Origin of the sequence: Nocardia spumae (genome assembly GCF_020733635.1) — a bacterium.
GTDB lineage: Bacteria > Actinomycetota > Actinomycetes > Mycobacteriales > Mycobacteriaceae > Nocardia > Nocardia spumae.
In genome coordinates, this window is the sequence record NZ_JAJFZL010000001.1 from 83036 (window position 1) to 104397 (window position 21362).

Genomic DNA, 21362 nt, shown 5'->3' on the forward strand with positions numbered 1-21362 from the left:
CCTGCCCGAAATACGGGTGCGGCTGTAATCCATTCCGTGCGGACCGGTCGCGCGTGGGGCACGATGTCAGCGGTGGGCCCGAGACCATTACCTATGATCAGGGCCTAGTAAACCCGACCCGAGGGGACCGATGACCGGCTTTCTGCTACGACGTGCGCTCAACTATGTCGTGCTGCTGGCACTGGCGTCCTTCCTGGCGTTCAGTCTGGCGTCGCTGACATTTCGCCCGCTGGACAGCCTCGAGCAGCGCAATCCGCGCCCGCCCCAGTCGGTGATCGACGCCAAAGCCGACGAGTTGCACCTGAACGAACCGATCCCGCAGCGCTACGTCACCTGGGTGAGCGGCATCCCCCACGGCGACTTCGGCCAGACCTTGACCGGGCAGCCGGTCAGTCAGGAACTGGGCCGCAGGATCGGGGTCAGCCTGCGTTTGCTGATCGTGGGCTCGGTCGTCGGCACGGTGCTCGGTGTCCTGATCGGTGCGGCCGGCGCCGTCCGGCAATATCGATTCAGCGATTACTTCACCACGATCGTCTCGCTACTGGTACTCAGCACACCCGTATTCCTGTTGGCCACACTCCTGAAATACGGTGCGCTGGAAATAAATACGGCCGCCGGCCAACAGATATTCCTCTATACCGGGGAAACATCGGCCAATGCCGTGCACGGCGTGTGGAATCAATTCGTGGACCGGCTGCAACACATGATCGTCCCGACGCTGGGCCTGGCGCTGGGCGCGATGGCGAGTTACAGCCGCTACCAGCGCAACGCCATGCTGGATGTGCTGCAGAGCGATTTCATCCGCACCGCACGGGCGAAGGGGCTCACCAGGCGGCACGCCCTGTACAAACACGGCCTGCGCACCGCGCTGATTCCGATGGCGACGCTGTTCGCCTACAGTCTCGGCGCGCTGATCACCGGCGCCACCTTCACCGAGAAGATCTTCGGCTGGCACGGCGTGGGGGAATGGCTGGTCGATGCGATCAACGCGCAGGACATCTACATCGTGGTGACCGTCACGGTGTTCGCGGGATTCGTCGTCCTGGTGTCGGGGCTGCTGTCCGACATCGTGTACGCGATCCTCGATCCGCGGGTGCGGGTCGGATGATCGAGTCGAGTGCGGCAGAGGACACAGTGCAATGACCGAATCCGAGATCATCGCCCAGGGCGCGCCGGAACCCGCGGCGGCCGGTCGGCGCAAGCTGGTGTGGCGCCGATTCCTGCGCAACAAGCCGGCACTGGCCGGCGGTACGGTCCTGATCCTGATGCTGATCGGCGCCTTCGCGGTACCGCCCTTCCTGACCTACGACTACCAGGAGCGCGACCCGTACTCGCTGCTGCAGCCGCCGAGTCCGGCCCATCCGTTCGGCACCAACGAGATCGGCCAGGACATGCTGGCCCAGACCCTGCACGGGCTGCAGAAGTCGCTGATCATCGGTATCTGTGTCGCACTGCTGACCTCGCTGATCGCGGTGACGACGGGCGCTCTCGCCGGGCTGCTCGGCGGCTGGACCGATCGAGCCGTCATGTGGCTGGTGGATCTGCTGCTGGTGGTGCCCAGCTTCATCGTCATCGCGATCTTCGCCCCGCGCACGAAGGGCAGTGGCTCGATCGTGCTGCTGATCGTATTGCTGGCCGCCTTCAGCTGGATGATCAGCGCCCGCATCGTGCGCGGTCTGACGCTGAGCCTGCGCGACCGTGAATTCGTCCGGGCCGCACGGTATATGGGCGCATCGACCCGATCGGTGATCGTCACCCACATCGTCCCCAACATCGCCTCGATCCTGATCATCGACACCACACTCGCCGTCGGCGCCGCGATCATGTCCGAAACCGGTTTGAGCTTCCTCGGTTTCGGGGTGCAGCCGCCGGATGTGTCCCTGGGTTCGCTGATCGCCTTCGGCACCAAATCCGCGCTGACCTTCCCGTGGCTGTTCCTGTTCCCGGGTGGTTTCCTGATCGCGATCGTGCTGTGCGCCAACCTCGTCGGCGATGGTCTGCGTGACGCGTTCGACCCGAGTTCGCAACGGGCGCGGGCCGGTCGTAAGACCGATAGATCCGATCGGTCGGCACGGCGCGCGAAGTCCGCCGCTGCCGGTGGCGATGGGCAGGGTTCGGACAAGAGGGTTGAAGCGGCATGACCAAGACGACCGAATCCGCCGAGCGGACCGACACCCGGCCCGGCGCCACCCCCTTGCTCGAGGTGTCGGACCTGCACGTGTCCTTCCCTGGCGAACAGGGCCGCATCGACGCGGTGCGGGGCGTGAACTACACCGTCGCCGACGGTGAGGTGCTGGCCATCGTGGGTGAATCCGGTTCGGGTAAATCGGTGTCCTCACTGGCGGTGATGGGGCTGCTCCCCGAGCAGGCCCGGATCCGCGGCTCGATTCGCCTGCGCGGCAAGGAATTGCTGGGCATGGGTGACAAACAGCTGTCCGCGTTGCGCGGCGCGCGGATCAGCATGGTGTTCCAGGACCCGCTCTCGGCCCTCACCCCGGTCTATCGGGTCGGCGATCAGATCGCCGAAGCTCTGCTCGCGCACAAGAAGATGAGTAAATCGCAGGCCGCCGCACGTGCGGTGGAGCTGCTGGATCTGGTGGGCATTCCCGAACCCGCTTTGCGCGCCAAGGCCTTTCCGCACGAATTCTCCGGCGGTATGCGCCAGCGCGTGGTGATCGCGATGGCCATCGCCAACGATCCGGAACTGATCATCTGCGACGAGCCCACCACCGCGCTGGATGTGACGGTGCAGGCGCAGATTCTCGATCTGCTGCGCAAGGCGCGCGATATCACCGGCGCGGGCGTCATCATGATCACCCACGATATGGGGATCGCCGCCACGCTGGCCGATCGGATCGCGGTGATGTACGCCGGTCGCATCGTCGAAAACGCCCCGGCCGCCGAGCTGTTCAACTCGCCGCGGATGCCGTACACGGTCGGTCTGCTCGGCTCGATCCCGCGGATGGACGGCCCCGCCCGCGCACCGCTCATCCCGATCGTGGGCGCGCCGCCGGCCATGCACGCGCTACCGCCCGGATGCCCGTTCGCGCCGCGCTGCCCGGTGCACATCGACGACTGCTCGGTCGCGGAACCGCCGCTGCAGGACACCGGTGCGGGGCATCGGGCCGCCTGTATCCGCACCGCCGAGGTGAGCTCGTCCGAGCTGTTCGCCGCATACCGGCAGGAGACCGACAGCACCGCGGCCGCCGAGCCCACGGATTCCGAGGTGGTACTTCGGGTTTCGGGCCTGACCAAGATCTTCCCGGTGACCTCGGGCGTGGTCTTCAAGCGCCGCACCGGCGAGGTGCGCGCCGTCGACGGGATCGATTTCGAGGTCCGCAAGGGTCGCACCCTGGCCCTGGTCGGGGAATCCGGATCGGGGAAGTCGACCACGCTGAGTCAGATCATGGATCTCGTGAAACCGGAGGCGGGCACGATCGAGATCTTCGGCAACGATGTCGCCACGCTCACCAAACAGCGCGTCCGCGAGATCCGCCGCAATCTGCAGATCGTGTTCCAGGATCCGTCCTCATCGCTGGATCCGCGCCTGCCGATCTTCGACGCGCTCGCCGAACCGCTCCGTGTGGACGGCCGCTCCCGCGACGAAATCCGCAAGCGGGTACCGGAACTGCTGAAACAGGTCGGGCTCCGCGCCGAACACGCCGACCGCTATCCCGCGGACTTCTCCGGTGGACAGAAGCAGCGCATCAACATCGCGCGGGCGATGGCCTTGGATCCGCAGATGCTGGTGCTGGACGAACCGGTGTCGTCACTGGACGTCTCCATTCAGGCGGGCGTGCTGAACCTGCTGCGGAGTCTGCAGACCGAGCGCGGACTGTCGTATCTGTTCGTCTCCCACGATCTTTCGGTGGTGCGTAATCTCGCGCACGACATCGCCGTCATGTATCGCGGCAAGATCGTCGAATCGGGCCCGGCGGAGCAGATTTTCGCGGCGCCGCAGCACGAGTACACCCGTGCGCTGATCGACGCGGTTCCGCTTCCGGTCGTCTCACGCTAGGAGTTCGTCGTGCAGATTCGTTCGCGGGCATTACGTCTGGCCGCAGTCGCGATCGCGGCCGGCATGGGGGTCGCCCTCGCCGGGTGTTCGGCGGTGAATACCGCCAGCGGCCCCACCGAACTCGGCAACGCCAACGACATCAATCCCCAACCGCGAGAAGCGGTGCGCGACGGTGGCAATCTCCGGTTGGCGGTCAGCGCGTTCCCGTCCAACTGGAACACCTTGTCCACCGATGGCAACGATCTCGAGACCGCGGAGATCGTCTGGCCGTTGATGCCGCGCTCGTACGTGATCGACGCCGCCGGCCAATTGGCCGTCAACAAAGACTATTTCACCGATATCCAGCTCACCGGCACCGATCCCCAACAGGTCACCTACACCATCAATCCCCAGGCGGTGTGGAGCGACGGATCGCCGATCACGTGGGAGGACATCGCATCTCAGGCGCACGCGCTGTCGAGTACCGACAAGCGCTATCTGATCGCGATCAACAACGGATTCGACCGGGTCGAGAAGGTGGAGCGCGGCGTCGACGATCGCCAGGCCGTGATCACCTTCAAGCAGCACTACGCCGATTGGCGAGGGCAGTTCGCGGGCAACGCGATGCTGTTCCCGAAATCGGTGACCTCAGATCCGGAGACCTTCAATCATGCGCTGGTCAGCGGGACCAAACAGACCGCCGGGCCGTTCGTGGTGCAGTCCACCGACCGGACACAGGGCCGAATCGTGCTGGCCCGCAATCCGAAGTGGTGGGGCGATAGGCCCAAGCTGGACACCATCACCTACAGCGTGATGGATCGATCCGCGTACGCCGCGGCGCTGCAGAACAACGAACTCGATGCCGCCCGGCTGACCTCCATCGAGGATCTCGCCACCGTGCGCACCAGTTCCGATCTGGTGGTCCGGCACGCGCCGGGCAATCTGTGGCGGCACATCACCTTCAACGGCGCACCGGGTTCGATTCTCGCCGACCCGGCGCTGCGGGTGGCGATCGCCAAGGCCATCGACCGGCAGGGCGTCGCGAATGCCATCGAGAACGGCCTGGTCATGAATCCCAAGCCACTCGGTAATCACATCTTCGTGCAGGGGCAGCAGGGCTATCAGGACAACAGCCTGCCCTTCGATCCCGATGCCGCGGCCCGCGAACTCGACGCGCTGGGCTGGAAATTGCAGGGCGATGTCCGCGTCAAGGACGGGCGCCGGCTCGAGATCCGCGATGTGATGTACAACGACCCGACCTGGGTGCGCGTCGCGCAGATCATTCAGGGCGATCTGGCGAAGGTCGGGGTGAAGATGACCATCGACACCCGGCCCGGCCAGGGATTCTTCACCGATGTGATGATTCCGGGCGATTTCGACACCGCCCAGTTCCTGTTCTCCGGCGATGCCTTCCCGCTCAGCAGCATCACGCAGATCTACGCGTATCACCCCGATGACGAGCAGAGCAATTTCGGCCGGATCGGCTCCGACGAACTGAATGCGCTCATCGACCGGACCCTCAACGAACTGGATCCGCAGAAGGCGATCGACCTCGCTAATCAGGTGGACCGCAAGGTCTTCGAAGAGGGATTCTCACTGCCGCTGACCCAGGATCCGGGCAACTACGGGGTGCGTACTACCGTCGCCAACTACGGCGCCCCCGGCCTGGCCTCCTACGACTACACCAAGATCGGCTTCGTAAGTTAGCCGCCCGCCCCGACGAAAGGAGAACGAAGCCATGCGGATTCGTTCGACGATGACCCGGCTCGCGATCCCCGCGGCCGCGCTCGGTTTGCTGCTGTCGGGGTGTTCCGGCTCGAATACCGGCACCGGGACCTCCGCCATCGGCGCCACCAACGACATCAATCCCCATGATGCCGCCGATCTCCGCGACGGCGGAAATCTGCGGGTGCCGATCACGGAATTCCCGTCGAACTGGAACAACCTTCAAATCGACGGCAACAATGCCGATTTCACCTCGGTCGAGCGGCCGATGCTGCCACAGGCGTTCGGTATCGATGCCGCCGGGATCCCGCACCTCAACACCGACTATTTCACGAGTGTCGAGCTCACCGGTACCGATCCTCAACAGGTCACCTACACCATCAATCCGAAAGCGGTGTGGACCGACGGAACGCCGATCACCTGGGAGGACATCGCCTCCCAGGCCGAGGCGCTCAGTGGCAGAAACCCGGAATACCTGGTCGCCAGCAATGGCGGGTTCGATCGGGTGGCCAAGGTCGAGCGCGGTGTGGACGACCGGCAGGCGGTCCTCACTTTCAGCAAGCACTACGGCGAATGGCAGGGTCAGTTCGCGGGTAACAGCATGCTGTATCCGAAATCGGTGACCTCGAATCCGGAAGCGTTCAACAAGAGTCTCGTCGACGGGATCAAGGTGACGGCAGGACCGTTCCTCGTCCAGTCCACCGACCGTGCGCAGGGACGTATCACGCTGGGCCGCAACCCCAAATGGTGGGGTTCCGCACCCAAGCTCGACAACATCACGTTCAGTGTGCTCGACACATCGGCCTGGGTACCGGCATTGCAGAACAACGAACTCGATGCGATCGGCATCGGCAGCCGCGGGGATCTGGTGACCGCTCAGGGCGTTCCGAATGTGTCGATCCGCCGCGCGCCTGCCATGCAGTGGTCGCATCTGACCTTCAACGGCGCACCGGGTTCGATTCTCGCCGACCCCAAGCTCCGCGTCGCGATTTCGAAGGCGATCGATCGGCAAGGCATCGCCAACGCCATCGACAACGGCCTCGTGGCCGATCCCCGGCCGCTGAACAATCACATCTACCTGGAGGGGCAGAAGGGCTATCAGGACAACGCTCTGCCCTACGACCCCGACACCGCCGCCCGCGAACTCGACGCCCTGGGCTGGAAGCTCAACGGAGATGTCCGGGAGAAGGACGGCCGCAAACTCGAGGTCCGCGATGTGATGTACAACGATCCTTCCTGGGTGCAGATGGCCCAGATCATGCAGCAGAACCTCGCCAAGATCGGCGTCAAACTCACCATCGACACCCGGCCCGGACAAGGGCTGTTCACCAATGTGTTCCAGAAGGGCGATTTCGATCTGGCCCAGTTCTCCTGGGTCGGTGACGCGTTCCCGCTGAGCGGTATGAACCAGATCTGGGGGTACAACCCGAACGATATGCAGGGTAACTACGGCCGCATCGGTTCCCCGGAACTCAACGATCTGATCGAGAAGACCGTCTCCGAGCTGGATCCGAACAAGGCCATCGATCTGGCGAATCAGGTGGATCGGCAGATCTTCGCCGAAGGGCACTCTCTGCCCCTGCTGCAATCGCCCGGCATCGTCGCGGCCCGATCCGATCTGGCCAACTACGGCGCGCGCGGCCTGGCCACGCCCGACTGGACGAAAGTCGGCTACCTGAAGTGATTTCCGGTACGGGCCATCCCCTGGCCTATCCGGTGCTCACCACGATCGGCGCCCTGGTGATCTGCATCGCCTGGGCGCCGTTCGCCGATGTGGAGCAGTCGGCCATGTTGGTGGCGGTGGGTCTGGTCGTGCTGATGTACACCGGATTCCGGTGCGCGGTGGCCTTCGGGGTGGTGCCGTGGCGGACCGCGCCGGCCGGGGAATTCCGGGTGAAGCGGGTACGCCAGCAGTACCGTTTGCTGAGCCGATCCTGGCTGGAGTTCACCATCGGCGGCCGAACCCGGTGGCTACCGGTGTATTTCGATCCCGCCCTCGTCACGATGGTCGATGCCGACGGATCCTTCGACGCCACCGTGCTGGTGGACGGCCGTCGCCTGTTCCCCTCGGGGCGGGTGCGTGACAGCGAGCCGCGGGGCCGGCTGATCGACAATCCCACCCGTCCCGATCCGGACGGTGCGGCCCATGCCGCCTCGGCCGGCCTGCTGGGCCGCCGGTTGCTGCTCGACGCGCAGTCCGCGGTGGCCGCCCCGTTCGCCGGCCTGTTCTGGATCTACATCGCCGGCGGCGGATTCCCGGCCTTCATCGGCGCCACGGTCGTCGCGGCGGCCGCGGCGACCTGGTTCTCCGCCGTCCGTGGCTCCGACCCCAGCTGAGCGCTGTCGATTTTCCCGGTACCTCGACTTCTATCGGCGCTGCCGCTCAGGCGTGGGGCGGTTCGCCGGTGACGATGTGGTCGGCGAGGTTGAGCCCCTCGCGGACCAGGCGGGCGAGGTGGCCGTCACGAATCCGGTAGATGACGTGGCGGCCGTCGCGGCGGGTCTCGACCATGCCGGTGAAGCGGAGTTTGGCCAGATGCTGGCTGACCGCGGTGCGGGAGGCGCCACAGGCCTCGATGAGCGCGGTGACATCGGCCTCACCCTCGGCCAGCAGTAGCAGGATATGCAGGCGGGTGGGGTCGGCGAGCATAGCGAAAGCCGAGGTAGCGGCCTCGAGATGGACACGGTCGATCACCACCGGATGTTCGAGACTCGCCCGGGGCACGGCTTCCGGGTCGTCCGCTGTGCTCATCGGGCTCCCCGTCATCTCGTCGACACCGTTTCGACACCCGAGGCGGTGTCGATCGGCCACACCCGCGCGGCCGTCATCGTCGCCAGTGTAGCCAGCAGCGCCAGCGCCGCCGCCGCACCGAACTGCCCGATTCCCGCCCCCACCCAACCGGCGATCGGGTAGGTGATCAGGAAACAGGCGTGCGACAGGGAGAACTGAGCGGTGAATACGGCTGGACGGGTTTCGGAATCGGAGTGGTCGCGCAGCAGGCGCGCCGATGGTGTGTTGATCAATGAGGTACCCGCCCCGAGACCGGCCCAGGTCACCACCAGCAGCGCCCATCGAAGCTCGGCGGTGAGCGGCATCGCGGCGAGGGCTGCCGCGGCCGCCAGTCCGATCGGGAGTACCGCGCAGCCGGTGAGCATCACCTGGCGGTCGGGCATCCGGCGGACCAGCCGCGGCACATTCAGCGCGACGAGCATGGAACCGGCACCGTAGACGGCGAGCGCGAGTCCGACCGCCGACGCCGGAGCATGCAGCAGATCCCGCACGTACACCACGGTGTTCACCACCACCAGGGCGGTCGCGGCGGCGACGGCGAGGTTCATCGCCAGCAGACCGCGCAGCACCGGATGCGCCAGCATGATCCGGGCGCCCCGAGTGATGCGCCGCACCAACGGAATAGAGCCGGTGGCGGGCGCCGGTCGCGGCAGCCGGGTGCCGACCACCATGAACGCCGACACCGCGAAACCCGCTGCGGTGCCGAGGAAGAGCCGGTGGTAACTCATCACTGTCAGGAGCCCGGCCGCCAGCACGGGACTGAGCAGCGCTTCCAGGTCGTAGGCCAGCCGGGACAGCGATAACGCGCGCGTGTAGTCCCGCTCGTCGGGCAGTATCGCGGGAATCACCGCTTGAAAGGCCGGGGTGAAGGTGGCCGAGGCCGATTGCAGGATGAAGATGAGGACGTAGATCTGCCAGATGTGATCGACGAACGGCAGCGTCAGCGCGATCATCAACCGGATGGCATCCGCCGACACCAGCAGCATACGTCGCGGCACCCGCTCGGCGAGAGCCGAAACCACCGGCGCCACACCGACATACGCGACCATCTTGATCGCCAGTGCCGTGCCCAGCACCGCCCCGGCCGCACTACCCGCCAGGTCGTAGGCCTGCAGCCCGAGCGCCACCGTGAGCAGTCCGGTTCCCACCAACGCGACCACCTGCGCGGTGAACAGCCGCCGGAACTGCGGGTGCCCCAATACCTCGATCACATCGGCCTCCCGCTCGCCTACCTCCAGGATAGGCCAACATGTGCGCAAGCGCGAACGTAATGGCGGCCGAGTTCGGGCGGCGGCGAACGCACGCGGAGGCCATCGAGAACAAGCCGGCCGGACCGAAGCGCACCACACCGATCTGGGAGGGGATCGATGACGAGGCATTGCCGGCGCATCTGCCGCGCATCGAAGCGATCCGCCACCTGGTCGACGATGACCCGCGCTCCTGGGTGGCCGAAGCGCGCCATCGCGGCATCTCCTGGGGCCGGATCGGCGACTCGCTGCGAATGCGCCGTCAATCGGCATGGGAACGGTTCGCCTGACGCGTCCGGTTCGCCGCCGGACAGCGCCCTACTCCGTGACCTCGGCGAACATACCGGGCTCGTAGGAACCGCCCTGCTGCCGAACGATCACGCCGAGCCGATTCGCGGCATTGATCTGGGCGACCAGCGCGACCAGGGCCGCGATCTGGTCATCGTCGTAATGCTTGCGCACGTCGGCCCAGGTCTCATCGGAGACACCGCGCCCCGCGTCGGCGAGGCGGGTGCCCTCCTCGGCCAGGGCGAGCGCGGCCCGCTCGGGCTCGGTGAAGACCGTCGATTCACGCCAGGCGGCAACCAGATTGATCCGCGTCGAGGATTGCCCGGCATGGGCGAGATCCTTGCTGTGCACATCGGTGCACCAGCCGCAGCCGTTGATCTGGCTGACGCGCAGCATCATCAGATCCTGGGTCGTCTTCGGCAGTGTCGACTGAAGGACGACCATGCTGGCGTTGCCGAACCGCTTGGCGAACTTGCTGCCGAGGGCGTTGCCGGCGAGGTTGAAACGGGATTCCATGATTCTCTTCCTTGCTGTCGCTACGCACATCGCTGTGATGAACGAACACAAGACGCGCACGACCCGCCTTGCGTAACACCGCGAAAAGGTGATGAGAAGCACCGTGATCCGGTGTTACGAACGGACGGCGCGCGGCGTCGCGGCGGCGGCCTCCCACGGCCACCCGACGGTCGCCTGTGATCCCCGTGGGCGAGTTGGAGCACGAGCCTCCTGGGCTCGGCACTAGCATCGCACCATGAGTGACGCGGCGGGGACCACTTCTTCTCCGGACCCGGGCCGCTCGATACCGAATCGGGTTGATCCGGATATCTCGACAGCGGCCGGAGAGGCTGTTCTTCGTATGGCCTCACATGATTCGGAACGAAGCGGAAGCCGGAGCTGAGCGCATGGATTCCGTGGTGTCCTATCAGGGTTCGAGATTCATCAACTTTCGATCCTATGATTTCTCGTCCGCGGGCCATCACCGATATCGGTCGATTTCCATCGAGGCCTACGACGTGGACGACACAGAGTGCCACGACCTCGGCATCATCGCGGGCGTCATCCGCTCCGCCGAATACCGTGACGACCGTGTCGGCGGTCAGGTGCACGGGCCGTACCGAATCGGTACGATCTCCCCCGACGCCTTTGTCGCGCACGATATTCCGACTGCGCGCTGGATACTGGACCGGTGGGTCACGGCGAGTGGGCCCCTTCCGGCCGGACTTCGATCCGATCTGGAAAACGAAATACATCCACTGTTCGGACCCGCCGCCGTGTGCTACGCGCTGCCGAGGCCGGGCACATCGGCTGTGAACGATCGGGGCGATCGACACAACGGGTATTTCGAGTTCGTCATCATCGACAGGGTCGAGCGCACGGCTCACCGATTGGTCGCTTCCGACGACTGATCGACCGCGGCACCCCGTCACACAGCGTGATCCGCGGATCTCGCAGCGAGAAGAATCCGGCTCCTGCGGTCTCTCCCCTATTGTGCAAAAAACTATTTCGTGGCCTCTCCGAACCGCCCCTAGTCTCGAATTCATGGAGTGGAGTTATCAGTCGGCCGAAGCACTCGCGGCGGCGCTGCGGGCCGGTGAGGTGACGTCGGTGGAACTGACCGACGAGGCGATCGCCCGAATCGAGCGGGACGACAGGGAAATCAACGCGATCTGCGTACCGGACTTCGACCGCGCGCGGGCCGCCGCGCTACGCGCCGATCAGGCACGGGCCCGCGGCGAGGACGGGCCACTGCTCGGAATTCCGGTGACGGTCAAGGAGTCCTACAACATGGCCGGGCTGCCGACGACCTGGGGCATGCCCGCGTACCGGGATTACGTGCCGGCGGAGGACGCGGTGCAGGTGTCGCGGCTGAAGGCGAACGGCGCGGTGATTCTCGGCAAGACCAACGTCCCGCTGATGCTGCGAGATCTGCAGAGTTTCAACGAGATCTACGGCACCACCAACAATCCGTGGGATCACACGCGCACCTCGGGCGGATCCTCCGGCGGATCCGCGGCGGCCCTGGCCGCCGGATTCGGTCCGCTGTCGATCGGTTCGGATATCGGCGGTTCGCTCCGCACGCCCGCGCATTTCTGCGGTATCTACTCGCACAAGCCGACGCTGGGGCTGGCCGCGACTCGCGGTATGGTTCCGCCTCCCACGCCGGCGCTGCCGACCGAGCACGATCTCGCGGTCGTCGGCCCGATGGCGCGCACGGCACGCGATCTCACCCTGCTGCTGGATGTCATGGCCGGCCCGGACCCGCTCACGTTCGGCATCGCCTACGACGTGGCCTTGCCGCCCGCCCGGCACGAGCGGCCGGCCGACTTCCGGGTCCTGGTGCTCGACGAGCATCCGATGATCGCGACCGGATCGGCCGTGCGCGCCGCGCTCGACCGGGTGACCGATGCCCTGATCGCCGCCGGTGCCCGCGTCGAACGCCACAGTCCGTTGCTACCCGATCTCACCGAGGCGGCGACGCTCTACACCCAGCTCCTGGTGTCGAATGTCTCCGCGAGTATTCCCGAGGACGACTACGAGAAGATGCGTGCGGCCGCCGCCGAATTGCCGAAGGACGACCGGGCTTCCGGCGCGGCATGGTTGCGGGGTGCGGCGTTCAGCCACGCCGACTGGCTCCGCGCGAACAACCGTCGCGAACTCCATCGGCAGGGCTGGCGGCAACTGTTCTCCGAGTTCGATGTCGTGATCTGCCCGATCACGCCGACTCCCGCGTTCCCCCACGACACCACAGTCGATCTGCGGGAACGGTCCATCGACATCGACGGCATCGAGTACCCGTTCGGCGACCAGCTCGCCTGGGCCGGTCTGGCCACCATGCCCGGACTTCCGTCCACCGCGATACCGGCGGGCCGCTCCCCCGAGGGCCTGCCGGTAGGAGTTCAGCTCATCGGTCCGATGTTCGAGGACCGGACGCCACTGCGACTGGCCGAGTTGCTCGAGCAGCGGATCGGCGGATTCGAGGTACCGAAATAGGGCGGGCGACCGGACCGACGACCTCTCGTCACCGAGAACAGAGCGTTTCAGCGGCTCTTGTAGCCTCGGGCGGTGAAACCTGGAATCCTCTCGTGCATTGGAGCTTTGACACTTGCGACGGTGGCGGTAGCCGCTCCGGCCGTCGCCGCGTTCCCCACCGGATCCGCCGGCGGAGGTGATGGCCGACAGGTGGTGATCGTCGACAACACGCTGGAACTGAGCGATCTGGACTCGTGCTGGGCCAGCGGCTTCCCCCGAGACATCCACTTCGAGAACCGCAGCACCCGTAACTTCCTGGTCTACGCGTCCAAGGACTGCACGGGCGAACCCGCTGCGACAGTGGCCCCGGGTACCTCCGCGACGTTCAACGGCTGGTCCGCCAGGGCGGCCGGATAACGCACCCGGACACCGGGATTCGCCGGTCCCGACGCACATGTCGCGTCGGGATCGGCCTACGGCGGCCACAGGTTCTTTTCGGTAACGTTGTGATCGCGAACGACGATGTACCTCATGCCATTTCGGCAAAACTGCCGATAACGCATCCGACTACAGAGGAGTTCTCTTGCCACCACTCGACGGTATGAGCCCACTCGAGCTGCTCAGCTCGATCGTCACGTACCTGATCACCGGTAGCGCCTCCGGTAGCCTCGGCGGATAGTCGTCGCCGCGCGGGCGGCCGATTCAGTGTCGTCGGCCGTCCGCGCGATTCGCTTTCGCCGCCCGCCGCCGCGCCAGCTCCTCCTGCTCCAGCACCGCCGCCTGCTCCAGTGTCGGCGCCGACCCGCCGAGCCGCGCCGGGACCCACCGAGCACCCGGTGGCATCTCGTAGTCCCGCTGCGCCAGCTCGAGTAGTTTCTCCATGCCGGCACGCAATTCGGCGGTCAGGTCGTCGACCCGTTCGTGCGGCCGGATCGGTTCACCCACCCGGATGTTGATCGGGAAGTGGTGGCGGCCCAGTTGTTTCGGAATGTCCTTGGTCCAGACGCGCTGCGCACCCCAGATGGTCATGGGGACGATGGGGACGTCGGCTTCGATGGCCATTCGCGCCGCGCCGGACTTGAATTCCTTCAATTCGAAACTGCGGCTGATAGTGGCCTCGGGGTAGACGACCACGATTTCACCGTCGCGCAGTGCGGTCACCGCCCGGCCGTAGGATTCCGCGCCGGCGGTGCGGTCGACGCCGATCGCCTTGCAGTGCTTCATCAACCAGCCGACGATGCCGTGTTCGAGTTCGGCCTTCATCATGTAGCGGACATTGCGGCCGGATTCGCGGCCGACCAGGCCGACCTCCATGAAATCCAGATAGGCGGTGTGATTCACGGCCAGGACCGCGCCACCGGTACGTGGAATATGTTCGCCACCGGCGATATCGATCTTCAGGCCCTGCGCCCGGAAGATTGCCCGGACCAACCCGGTGAGGACGTCGAAAACCGGCTCTCGCGTCATCTGGTCCCACTCCTGCTGTGTCCCCGCACCCGTCAGGTGTCGGAGTTTCCCGCTTCCGCCGCTCGACGCGCGACCCGCGCCTCCGCTTTGGCCTTCGCCTCGGCCGCGTCCATGGCATCGGCTTCCTCGAGCGTCGGCGCCCCACCGCCCAATCGGGCCGGAACCCAGTATGCGCCCGCTTCGTGCGAATAACCCTCCTGCAGACCGCGCAGCATGTCCTGCATCGTGGTGCGCAGCGTCGCGGTGAGCTCGGCGACGGCCTTGTCGTCGGCATCGACTGGCGGCACGATCGGTGCGCCGACCGCGATCGAGATCGGAGTGTTGGTGCGGCCCAGGCGCTTCGGATGCCCCTTGGTCCAGACCCGCTGGGCGCCCCAGATCGTCATCGGGATGATCGGCACCCCGGCCTCGACGGCCATCCGCGCCGCGCCCGATTTGAATTCCTTGATCTCGAAACTGCGGCTGATGGTCGCCTCGGGATAGACCCCGACGAGCTCACCCCGGCGCAGATAGTCGACGGCCGCCTTGTAGGAGTCCGCACCCGCACCGCGATCGACCGGGATATGGCGCAGTGCGCGCATGATCGGACCGGAGACGGAGTTGTCGAAAACCTCCTTCTTCGCCATGAACCGGATGTAGCGCTTCGGCGTGCGAGCGGGCAGACCGGCATAGGTGAAGTCCATGTAGCCGGTGTGGTTGATGGCGATGACCGCGCCACCCTCCGCGGGGATGTTCTCAGCCCCCGTGACGTCGAATTTCAGTCCCTGTACGAAGAAGACGGTCCGGGCCAGGCCGATGATCGTCCGGTATACGGGTTCCACAATTCCGCTAGCGTAGTCGCTGTCACATTTTCGGCACCGACCGCGGCACAGGAAACGAGGTTCACCGCAGTGGAAATCCCCAGCCCAGCATCGCGCGCAGGCGGCCGGAAACCACGAGGGGGTATGGGCGCGGCGATGCGCGCGGGTGGCCTGGCGGTCGTGGTGGCGGGCATCCTCGCCGGCTGCGATTCGCAGGTCGGCATCGAGGGTTCCGACTACCACCGCGACGATTCCCCCTCGGCGACAACGCGATCAGCGACCGCGGCGGCGTCTGCCAGCCCGGCGGCGTCCGCGCCGATGATCGACTCCCCGGTCACGGTCGCGCTGGTGACGGCCGATGCGCAGGCCACCGATGCGGTCGGTCGCTGGGCCGCGGACCTGCAGCGGCTCACGCCCGCGGAACTGGAAGCCAAGTGCTGGACGATGGCGCCGCGCAATGTCGACACCATGTACGCGGACAAGTCGGCCATCCTCTCGGCGCTGGCCCAGCCCGGTAGCGACAACGGCACCGCCCTCGTGTGGAAGTCGGCGAGCGCGGCCGCTGATCCGGTGACGGTCGTGGCCGAACGTGCCGACATCGCCACCGGCTATGCCTGCCCGCGGGTCCATCCGGCCGGCACCGAGGTCGGATTCGGTACCTCCAGCGAAGCGCAGACCGCCGATGCCCGGCATATCGTGCGGCGCTATCTGGCCCGGACGAGCGGGCATCCGCTCGAAGCGGCCGATCAGGAGAGCACCCATCCGCTGCTGTGCACGACCGACACGGCGTGGGATCCCAGCGGCGCGGGACGCACGGCGCGGGCACCGCTGGCCACGAATCCGAACAAACTCCCCGATCCCACCGCGTTCTCCGACCAGTCCCTCAGCTCCACCGCACTGAACAGCACATATCTCTCGATCACGGCCACCGTTACCGCGGGCGGTAGCCAGCAGGAGCGGACGTACACCGTGAAGGCGACCGACCAGGGTTACTGCATCGGTGACGTCTCGGCCTGACGTGTCAGCGCCAACGGGATCATCACACCAATAGCCTCGAGGTAGCTCGCATCAGATCGCGATGCGGGCGCCGTCGTACACCTCAGACCAGTTCGGGGACGCGCAGATGGGCGAGCGCGATCTCGAAATCGCCCACATCGAGTACATCGACACCGGCTTGGCGGGTGCCTTCGCGGCGCAGGGTCGCGAGCTGCTCGCGGTTGCGTTCCATCGCGTCGCGGCTGTCGAACGTCTCGCATGCGACGCCGCGTCCGCCGGCGCGGTCGACCAGCAGGCTCGCACTGCAGAACCCCGGCATCTGTTCCAGCTGTGCCGCCACCATGGACTTGTAGGTCTCCACCGCCGCGTCGAATCGGCCCGGCTCCTTGGCCTCGGCCCACGTGAGCTGGGCACACGCACCCTCGGGTAGGCGATGGTCGCGGTGCATGGCACCGACCTCCCACTGCTCGACCCGGGTCGTATCGCCACCGAACAGCTGGACGGCGCGATCGCGAAGCGAACGCACCCGTTCGGTGCTGTCGCGCATCGCCTCCTCGGATTCCCACGACGTCGTCAGGATGCAGCGGCCGGACTGCCGGTCGACCAGCAACGACAACCCGATACAGCCGGGCATGTCCGCCAGCGTCGGCATCACCTCATCGCGCACATGCGCGATACCGGCGTCGATTGCGGAGGACTTCGCTTGAACAGTTGTTGAACGTGCGTACACGGCGTGCTCCCTCTGTGCTCGGGGCGGCGCCCCGGTGGCGCCACCGATGCTTCTCACACTGCTCCGGCGTATCAGCCATAGCAATAGCTCCGAAATAACCGATATCGATCCCCCGCGATGCGCCCCTCAGGCGGCCGCAGACCGCCGAACCGCTACCCTGGATGGCTGGTAGCCGGGTTCAGGAGGGACTTTCTTCGTGCAGATCACCAGCGTCGGACATGCCGGGTTCCATATCCGCACCGCGGCCGGAACGATCCTCTGCGATCCGTGGGTGAACCCGGCGTATTTCGCGTCGTGGGTGCCCTTCCCGGACAACACCGGGCTGGACTGGGACGAGCTCGGTAACTGTGATTACCTCTACGTCTCCCACCTGCACCGCGACCATTTCGACGCACAGAATCTGCTGGACCACGTCAACAAGGACGCGACCGTCCTGCTGCCGGACTATCCGGTGCCGGATCTACAGCGGGAGCTGGAGAAGCTGGGCTTCCACACATTCTTCGAGACCCAGGATTCGGTGAAGCACACCATCACCGGCCGCGACGGGCACGAACTCGACATCATGATCATCGCGCTGCGGGCGCCGGCCGACGGCCCGATCGGCGATTCGGGACTGGTCGTCTCCGATCGCGAGACCGTGTGCTTCAACATGAACGACGCGCGGCCAGTGGATATGGACGTCCTGCACGAGCAGTTCGGACATATCGACATCCACCTGCTGCAGTATTCGGGCGCCATCTGGTACCCGATGGTCTACGACATCCCGGCCAAGACCAAGGCGAACTTCGGCAAGCAGAAGCGCCAGCGCGGGATGGACCGCGCGCGCAGCTATATCGAGCAGGTCGGCGCCACCTGGGTGGTGCCCTCGGCCGGGCCGCCGGTCTTCCTCGACGACGAGCTGCGCTATCTCAACGACGACGGCGAGAACCGCTACTCCGCCGACAACGGCAACATCTTCCCGGACCAGATGGTGTTCCTCGAGCAGATGCGCATCCACGACAATGCCGGTGGGGTGCTGATGATTCCGGGCTCGGTCGCGACCGTGCGCGGTAAGGAACTCGAGCTGGCCCATCCGTTCGATCCGGCCGAGATCTACGACGACAAGGCCGGCTACATCGAACGGATGGCACAGCGCCTGGCACCCGTGCTCGAACGGGAAAAGGCTTCGTGGGCAACCGCAGCCGGCGGCCCGCTGCTGCCGGAGCTCAAGGAGCTGTTCGAGCCGATCATGGCGCAGAGCGATCTGATCTGCGACGGTATCGGCTATCCGGTCGGCCTGGTGATGGGTGACGAAACCGTCGTCCTCGACTTCCCGAAGCGACTGGTGCGCGGCCCGATCGAGGGAGAAGGCCGGTACCGCTACGGGTTCCGCATCGCGCCCCAGCTGGTCCGCACCGTGCTGCGCGACAACGAACCCGACTGGGTGAACACCATCTTCCTGTCGACCCGATTCCAGGCGTGGCGGATCGGTGGTTACAACGAATTCCTCTACACCTTCTTCAAATGCCTCACCGATGAGCGCATCGCCTATGCCGACGGCTGGTTCTCCGAGGCACACGACGATTCGGCATCCTGTGAGCTCGCGGGCTGGGAGGTACAGCGCCGCTGCCCGCACCTGAAGGCGGATCTGTCGAAATTCGGCGTGGTGGAAGGCAATACGCTCACCTGCAATCTGCACGGCTGGCAGTGGGATCTGGAGTCCGGGCGCTGCAAGACCTCCAAGGGCCACGAACTGCGTTCCCGCAAGCTCTGATTCGAGCGGCGGTCAGCCGGGTGCCATGCGACTCAACGCCTCCCATTCCCGGTATCCCTCGGCGCGAGCCGCGTAGAGTTCGCGGACCTGGTCGAAGGAGGCGGCGCCGACGATCAGGCGGCGCGGCGGGTTCGCCAGTGCCGCGAGTTTCATGATCACCGGTGCCGCGGTGCTCGGATCGGGCCCCGCGTCGTCGCCCCACATCCGGGCGAGCTCCGCGCGCAGTGCTTCGTACCGCGGCTCGGCCTCGGTCGCGGTCGTGCCGGTGACGAACAAGCCGGTGGCGTATCCGCCCATCTCCACATTGGTGACCTGGATGCCGAACTGCTCGACCTCCATCGCCAGCGCCTCGGTGAGTGAGGCCAGCGCCGCCTTACCGGCACCGTAGAAGCCGACCGCGGCCATTCCGCCGGCGGTCCCCATCGAGGTGACCTGCAGGATGCGGCCGTGCCCCTGGGTCCGCAGGTGCGGCAGCACGGCCTGTACCACCCAGACCGCACCGAAGAAATTCACGTCCAGATGGGCGCGAGCCTGCTCCTCGGTGGCCTCCTCGACCATTCCGTACAGCATGGCGCCCGCGTTGTTGACCACCACGTCGAGCCGCCCGAACGCGGATACCGCCCGCTCGACGCCGTCGAAGACGGCCTGTCGATCGGTGACGTCCAGCGACAGCGTGACGAGGCGATCGGCGTACTCGCGGGCCGCCTCCGCCAGCGGTTCGACATCGCGAGCCGCCGCCACGACACGATCGCCCGCGTCCAGCGCGGCCTCGGTGAACGCGCGGCCCAGGCCACGCGAAGCGCCGGTGATGAACCACACCTTGCCGGTGGTCATATGCTCACATCCTCTCGAGTCGAGACGGTGCGTCTCGTCTCGAGAAGAGTGACAGCTCGCCGAGGACTTGTCAACACGAACCGGTTCGTCTCGTTGGACTGCTAGAGTCGGCCGGTGCCCGACAACGAGAAACCCGACAGCTCCCGGCGCAGCGAACGCGCACGCCAGGCGATCCTGGAAGCCACTCGCACGCTGATCTCGGAGGTCGGATATGGAAAGGTGTCGATCGAGGCCATCGCGGCGCGGGCCGGGGTCGGCAAACAGACCATCTATCGCTGGTGGCCGAACAAGGGGGCGGTGATCTTCGAATCCTTCCTCGCCCTCAGCGACACGGACGGGCACGGCATCACCCTTCCTGATACCGGCGATATCGAGGCGGACCTGACGCTCGTCATGCGCGCGACGGTCGCGGAATTCGCCGATGCGGACTTCGAGAAACCGATTCGAGCGCTCAACACCGAGATCATCAACGATCCCGATCTGGCCGAACAGTACGACCGGCGATTGCGGCGGCCCGTCGAGGAGGCCAAGAAGGCGCGGTTACGCAGCGCGCAGGCCGCCGGGCAGATATCCGCGGATGCCGACCTCGATCTGATGCTCGAAATGCTGTACGCACCCGTATATCAGCGCTGGCTACTGCGCTACGGGCCGCTCGACGACGCGTACGCCGATGCGCTGGTGAGCCGTACCCTTCGCGCCTTTCGGCCCTGAGCCACGAAGTACGCTCGCGCGAACCCTGATTCGACGACGACGCGTATCCGCGCGAACTCGTCGATCAGGCGCTGTCGCTGTCGGGACCACGCCCCTGCCCGATGACGGCGATCACGGCGGCGAACAGGGTCAGCACGCAGCCGATGACGGTCAACGGCGACAGCCGGGTGCCCGTCGGCGCGAGGCCGTCGAGTACCACCGAACAGATGAGCTGGCCGGAAACCGAGGTCAGGCCGAACAGCAGCACCCCGATCCAGCGCACGATCAGCGCCGCCACCGCGATGAAGAACACGCCGATCGCACCACCGAGATACAGCCACGGCGCGGTGGGAAATTCCGTGGGCAGGCCGATTCGCGCGATCTGCGCGGCCTCGACCACCAACAGGCCCGCGGTTCCGGTCGCGAAATTGATCGCCGTGGCCGGCACCGGCCCGCCGACGGTCGCGAGCCGGCCGTTGACCGCCTGCTGCCACGCGAGCCCGAGACCGGCGAGCGCGGGCAGTGCGATCAGCAGGTACGCCACCGCCCCGCCGGAACCGGATTCACCGCCGGACCGGCCCAGTGCGGCAACACCCACCGCGCCGACCGCGAGCACCGCCGCGCCGAGTCGCACCGGCGTCACCGGCGTGACACCGGCCGGCCCCACCCCCAGACGATCCACGACCAGCCCACTGCTCAACTGACCGGCGACCACGGCGATCGTGAAGGCGGTGACACCGATCGTGACCACGGACAAGCCCTGGCTGGCAACGAAGAACGCCCCGCACAATCCGCCCAGCAGATGCCACCACCGCAACGGGCCCGCGCGCAGGGACCGGCGTATCGCGTCCAGCCCCGCGCGCATCCGCCCGCTGAAACCCGTGACGACCAGGAGCAGAATCAGGCCGGAGCCGAAACTGACCACGGCCGCCGCGATTCCGTCGTTCAGCCGATCACCGAGAGCACCGTTGATCCGCGCCTGTACCGCCACACCGGCGCCGCAGCACATGCCCAGCAGGACCCCGAGCCGGCGCCGCAGGTCGGATTTCTCACGGACTGCGGTCATAACCGCCA

20 protein-coding genes are annotated in these 21362 nt (G+C 66.2%); 12 read left to right on the forward strand and 8 right to left on the reverse strand.

What is annotated here, in order from left to right; translation table 11 throughout:
• Window positions 1-130 precede the first annotated feature (130 nt).
• Genes LKD76_RS00340 through LKD76_RS00365 form a run of 6 tightly spaced genes read left to right on the forward strand, consistent with a single transcriptional unit; the run spans window position 131 to window position 8059 of the window.
• A complete protein-coding gene (locus tag LKD76_RS00340; protein ID WP_227978904.1) occupies window positions 131-1108 on the forward strand; it encodes an ABC transporter permease in 978 nt (325 codons plus the stop codon).
• A 31-nt stretch (window positions 1109-1139) separates the two neighbouring features.
• Entirely contained in the window at window positions 1140-2141 is a 1002-nt protein-coding gene (locus LKD76_RS00345) for an ABC transporter permease (protein ID WP_227978905.1), read from the forward strand.
• On the forward strand, window positions 2138-4018 hold the full coding sequence (locus LKD76_RS00350) for an ABC transporter ATP-binding protein (RefSeq protein WP_227978906.1): 1881 nt from the start codon (window positions 2138-2140) through the stop codon (window positions 4016-4018). The genes LKD76_RS00345 and LKD76_RS00350 overlap by 4 nt, the downstream gene beginning before the upstream one ends.
• A 9-nt stretch (window positions 4019-4027) precedes the next feature.
• A complete protein-coding gene (locus LKD76_RS00355) occupies window positions 4028-5704 on the forward strand; it encodes an ABC transporter family substrate-binding protein (RefSeq protein WP_227978907.1) in 1677 nt (558 codons plus the stop codon).
• Window positions 5705-5735: 31 nt separating this feature from the next.
• Entirely contained in the window at window positions 5736-7406 is a 1671-nt protein-coding gene (locus LKD76_RS00360) for an ABC transporter family substrate-binding protein (RefSeq protein WP_227978908.1), read from the forward strand.
• Window positions 7403-8059: a hypothetical protein gene (locus tag LKD76_RS00365; protein ID WP_308188498.1), complete on the forward strand. Its 657-nt coding sequence runs from the start codon at window positions 7403-7405 to the stop codon at window positions 8057-8059. Before LKD76_RS00360 ends, LKD76_RS00365 begins: the two co-directional genes overlap by 4 nt.
• Window positions 8060-8105: 46 nt before the next feature.
• Here the strand turns inward: LKD76_RS00365 and LKD76_RS00370 are convergent, their stop codons facing one another.
• Window positions 8106-8474 (reverse strand): ArsR/SmtB family transcription factor, encoded by a 369-nt coding sequence (locus LKD76_RS00370; RefSeq protein WP_227978909.1) that lies wholly within the window; start codon window positions 8472-8474, stop codon window positions 8106-8108.
• An 11-nt stretch (window positions 8475-8485) separates the two neighbouring features.
• Window positions 8486-9724, reverse strand: a complete 1239-nt coding sequence (locus LKD76_RS00375) for an MFS transporter (protein WP_227978910.1) — start codon at window positions 9722-9724, stop codon at window positions 8486-8488.
• A gap of 59 nt (window positions 9725-9783) precedes the next feature.
• Here LKD76_RS00375 and LKD76_RS00380 point away from each other — a divergent pair, with 59 nt between their 5' ends.
• A complete protein-coding gene (locus LKD76_RS00380) occupies window positions 9784-10050 on the forward strand; it encodes a hypothetical protein (RefSeq protein ID WP_227978911.1) in 267 nt (88 codons plus the stop codon).
• 28 nt (window positions 10051-10078) lie between these two features.
• On the opposite strand, the gene LKD76_RS00385 is transcribed toward LKD76_RS00380, so the two are convergent.
• Window positions 10079-10564 (reverse strand): carboxymuconolactone decarboxylase family protein, encoded by a 486-nt coding sequence (locus LKD76_RS00385; RefSeq protein WP_227978912.1) that lies wholly within the window; start codon window positions 10562-10564, stop codon window positions 10079-10081.
• A 1023-nt stretch (window positions 10565-11587) separates the two neighbouring features.
• On the opposite strand from LKD76_RS00385, the gene LKD76_RS00390 reads away from it, so the two are divergent.
• Window positions 11588-13039: an amidase gene (locus tag LKD76_RS00390; RefSeq protein WP_227978913.1), complete on the forward strand. Its 1452-nt coding sequence runs from the start codon at window positions 11588-11590 to the stop codon at window positions 13037-13039.
• A 120-nt stretch (window positions 13040-13159) separates the two neighbouring features.
• Entirely contained in the window at window positions 13160-13435 is a 276-nt protein-coding gene (locus LKD76_RS00395; RefSeq protein ID WP_227978914.1) for a hypothetical protein, read from the forward strand.
• 285 nt (window positions 13436-13720) lie between these two features.
• Here LKD76_RS00395 and LKD76_RS00400 read toward each other — a convergent pair whose 3' ends face one another.
• Together LKD76_RS00400 and LKD76_RS00405 are read right to left on the reverse strand one after the other, a co-directional pair.
• Window positions 13721-14485 carry a lysophospholipid acyltransferase family protein gene (locus LKD76_RS00400; RefSeq protein WP_227978915.1) on the reverse strand — a complete coding sequence of 255 codons (765 nt, stop codon included), beginning with the start codon at window positions 14483-14485 and terminating at the stop codon, window positions 13721-13723.
• Window positions 14486-14517: 32 nt separating this feature from the next.
• Window positions 14518-15306, reverse strand: a complete 789-nt coding sequence (locus LKD76_RS00405) for a lysophospholipid acyltransferase family protein (RefSeq protein ID WP_227978916.1) — start codon at window positions 15304-15306, stop codon at window positions 14518-14520.
• 123 nt (window positions 15307-15429) lie between these two features.
• Here LKD76_RS00405 and LKD76_RS00410 point away from each other — a divergent pair, with 123 nt between their 5' ends.
• On the forward strand, window positions 15430-16302 hold the full coding sequence (locus LKD76_RS00410) for a hypothetical protein (RefSeq protein WP_227978917.1): 873 nt from the start codon (window positions 15430-15432) through the stop codon (window positions 16300-16302).
• Window positions 16303-16384: 82 nt separating this feature from the next.
• Here the strand turns inward: LKD76_RS00410 and LKD76_RS00415 are convergent, their stop codons facing one another.
• On the reverse strand, window positions 16385-17011 hold the full coding sequence (locus LKD76_RS00415; protein ID WP_227978918.1) for an antibiotic biosynthesis monooxygenase: 627 nt from the start codon (window positions 17009-17011) through the stop codon (window positions 16385-16387).
• A 196-nt stretch (window positions 17012-17207) separates the two neighbouring features.
• Here LKD76_RS00415 and LKD76_RS00420 point away from each other — a divergent pair, with 196 nt between their 5' ends.
• Window positions 17208-18764, forward strand: a complete 1557-nt coding sequence (locus LKD76_RS00420) for a Rieske 2Fe-2S domain-containing protein (RefSeq protein WP_227978919.1) — start codon at window positions 17208-17210, stop codon at window positions 18762-18764.
• Window positions 18765-18776: 12 nt separating this feature from the next.
• Here the strand turns inward: LKD76_RS00420 and LKD76_RS00425 are convergent, their stop codons facing one another.
• Window positions 18777-19598, reverse strand: a complete 822-nt coding sequence (locus LKD76_RS00425; protein WP_227978920.1) for an SDR family NAD(P)-dependent oxidoreductase — start codon at window positions 19596-19598, stop codon at window positions 18777-18779.
• A gap of 114 nt (window positions 19599-19712) precedes the next feature.
• Between LKD76_RS00425 and LKD76_RS00430 the strand changes: the two genes are divergently transcribed.
• Window positions 19713-20309, forward strand: coding sequence for a TetR/AcrR family transcriptional regulator (locus tag LKD76_RS00430; protein ID WP_227978921.1), 597 nt, complete (start codon window positions 19713-19715; stop codon window positions 20307-20309).
• Window positions 20310-20373: 64 nt separating this feature from the next.
• Here the strand turns inward: LKD76_RS00430 and LKD76_RS00435 are convergent, their stop codons facing one another.
• On the reverse strand, window positions 20374-21354 hold the full coding sequence (locus LKD76_RS00435; RefSeq protein ID WP_227978922.1) for a DMT family transporter: 981 nt from the start codon (window positions 21352-21354) through the stop codon (window positions 20374-20376).
• Window positions 21355-21362 lie beyond the last annotated feature (8 nt).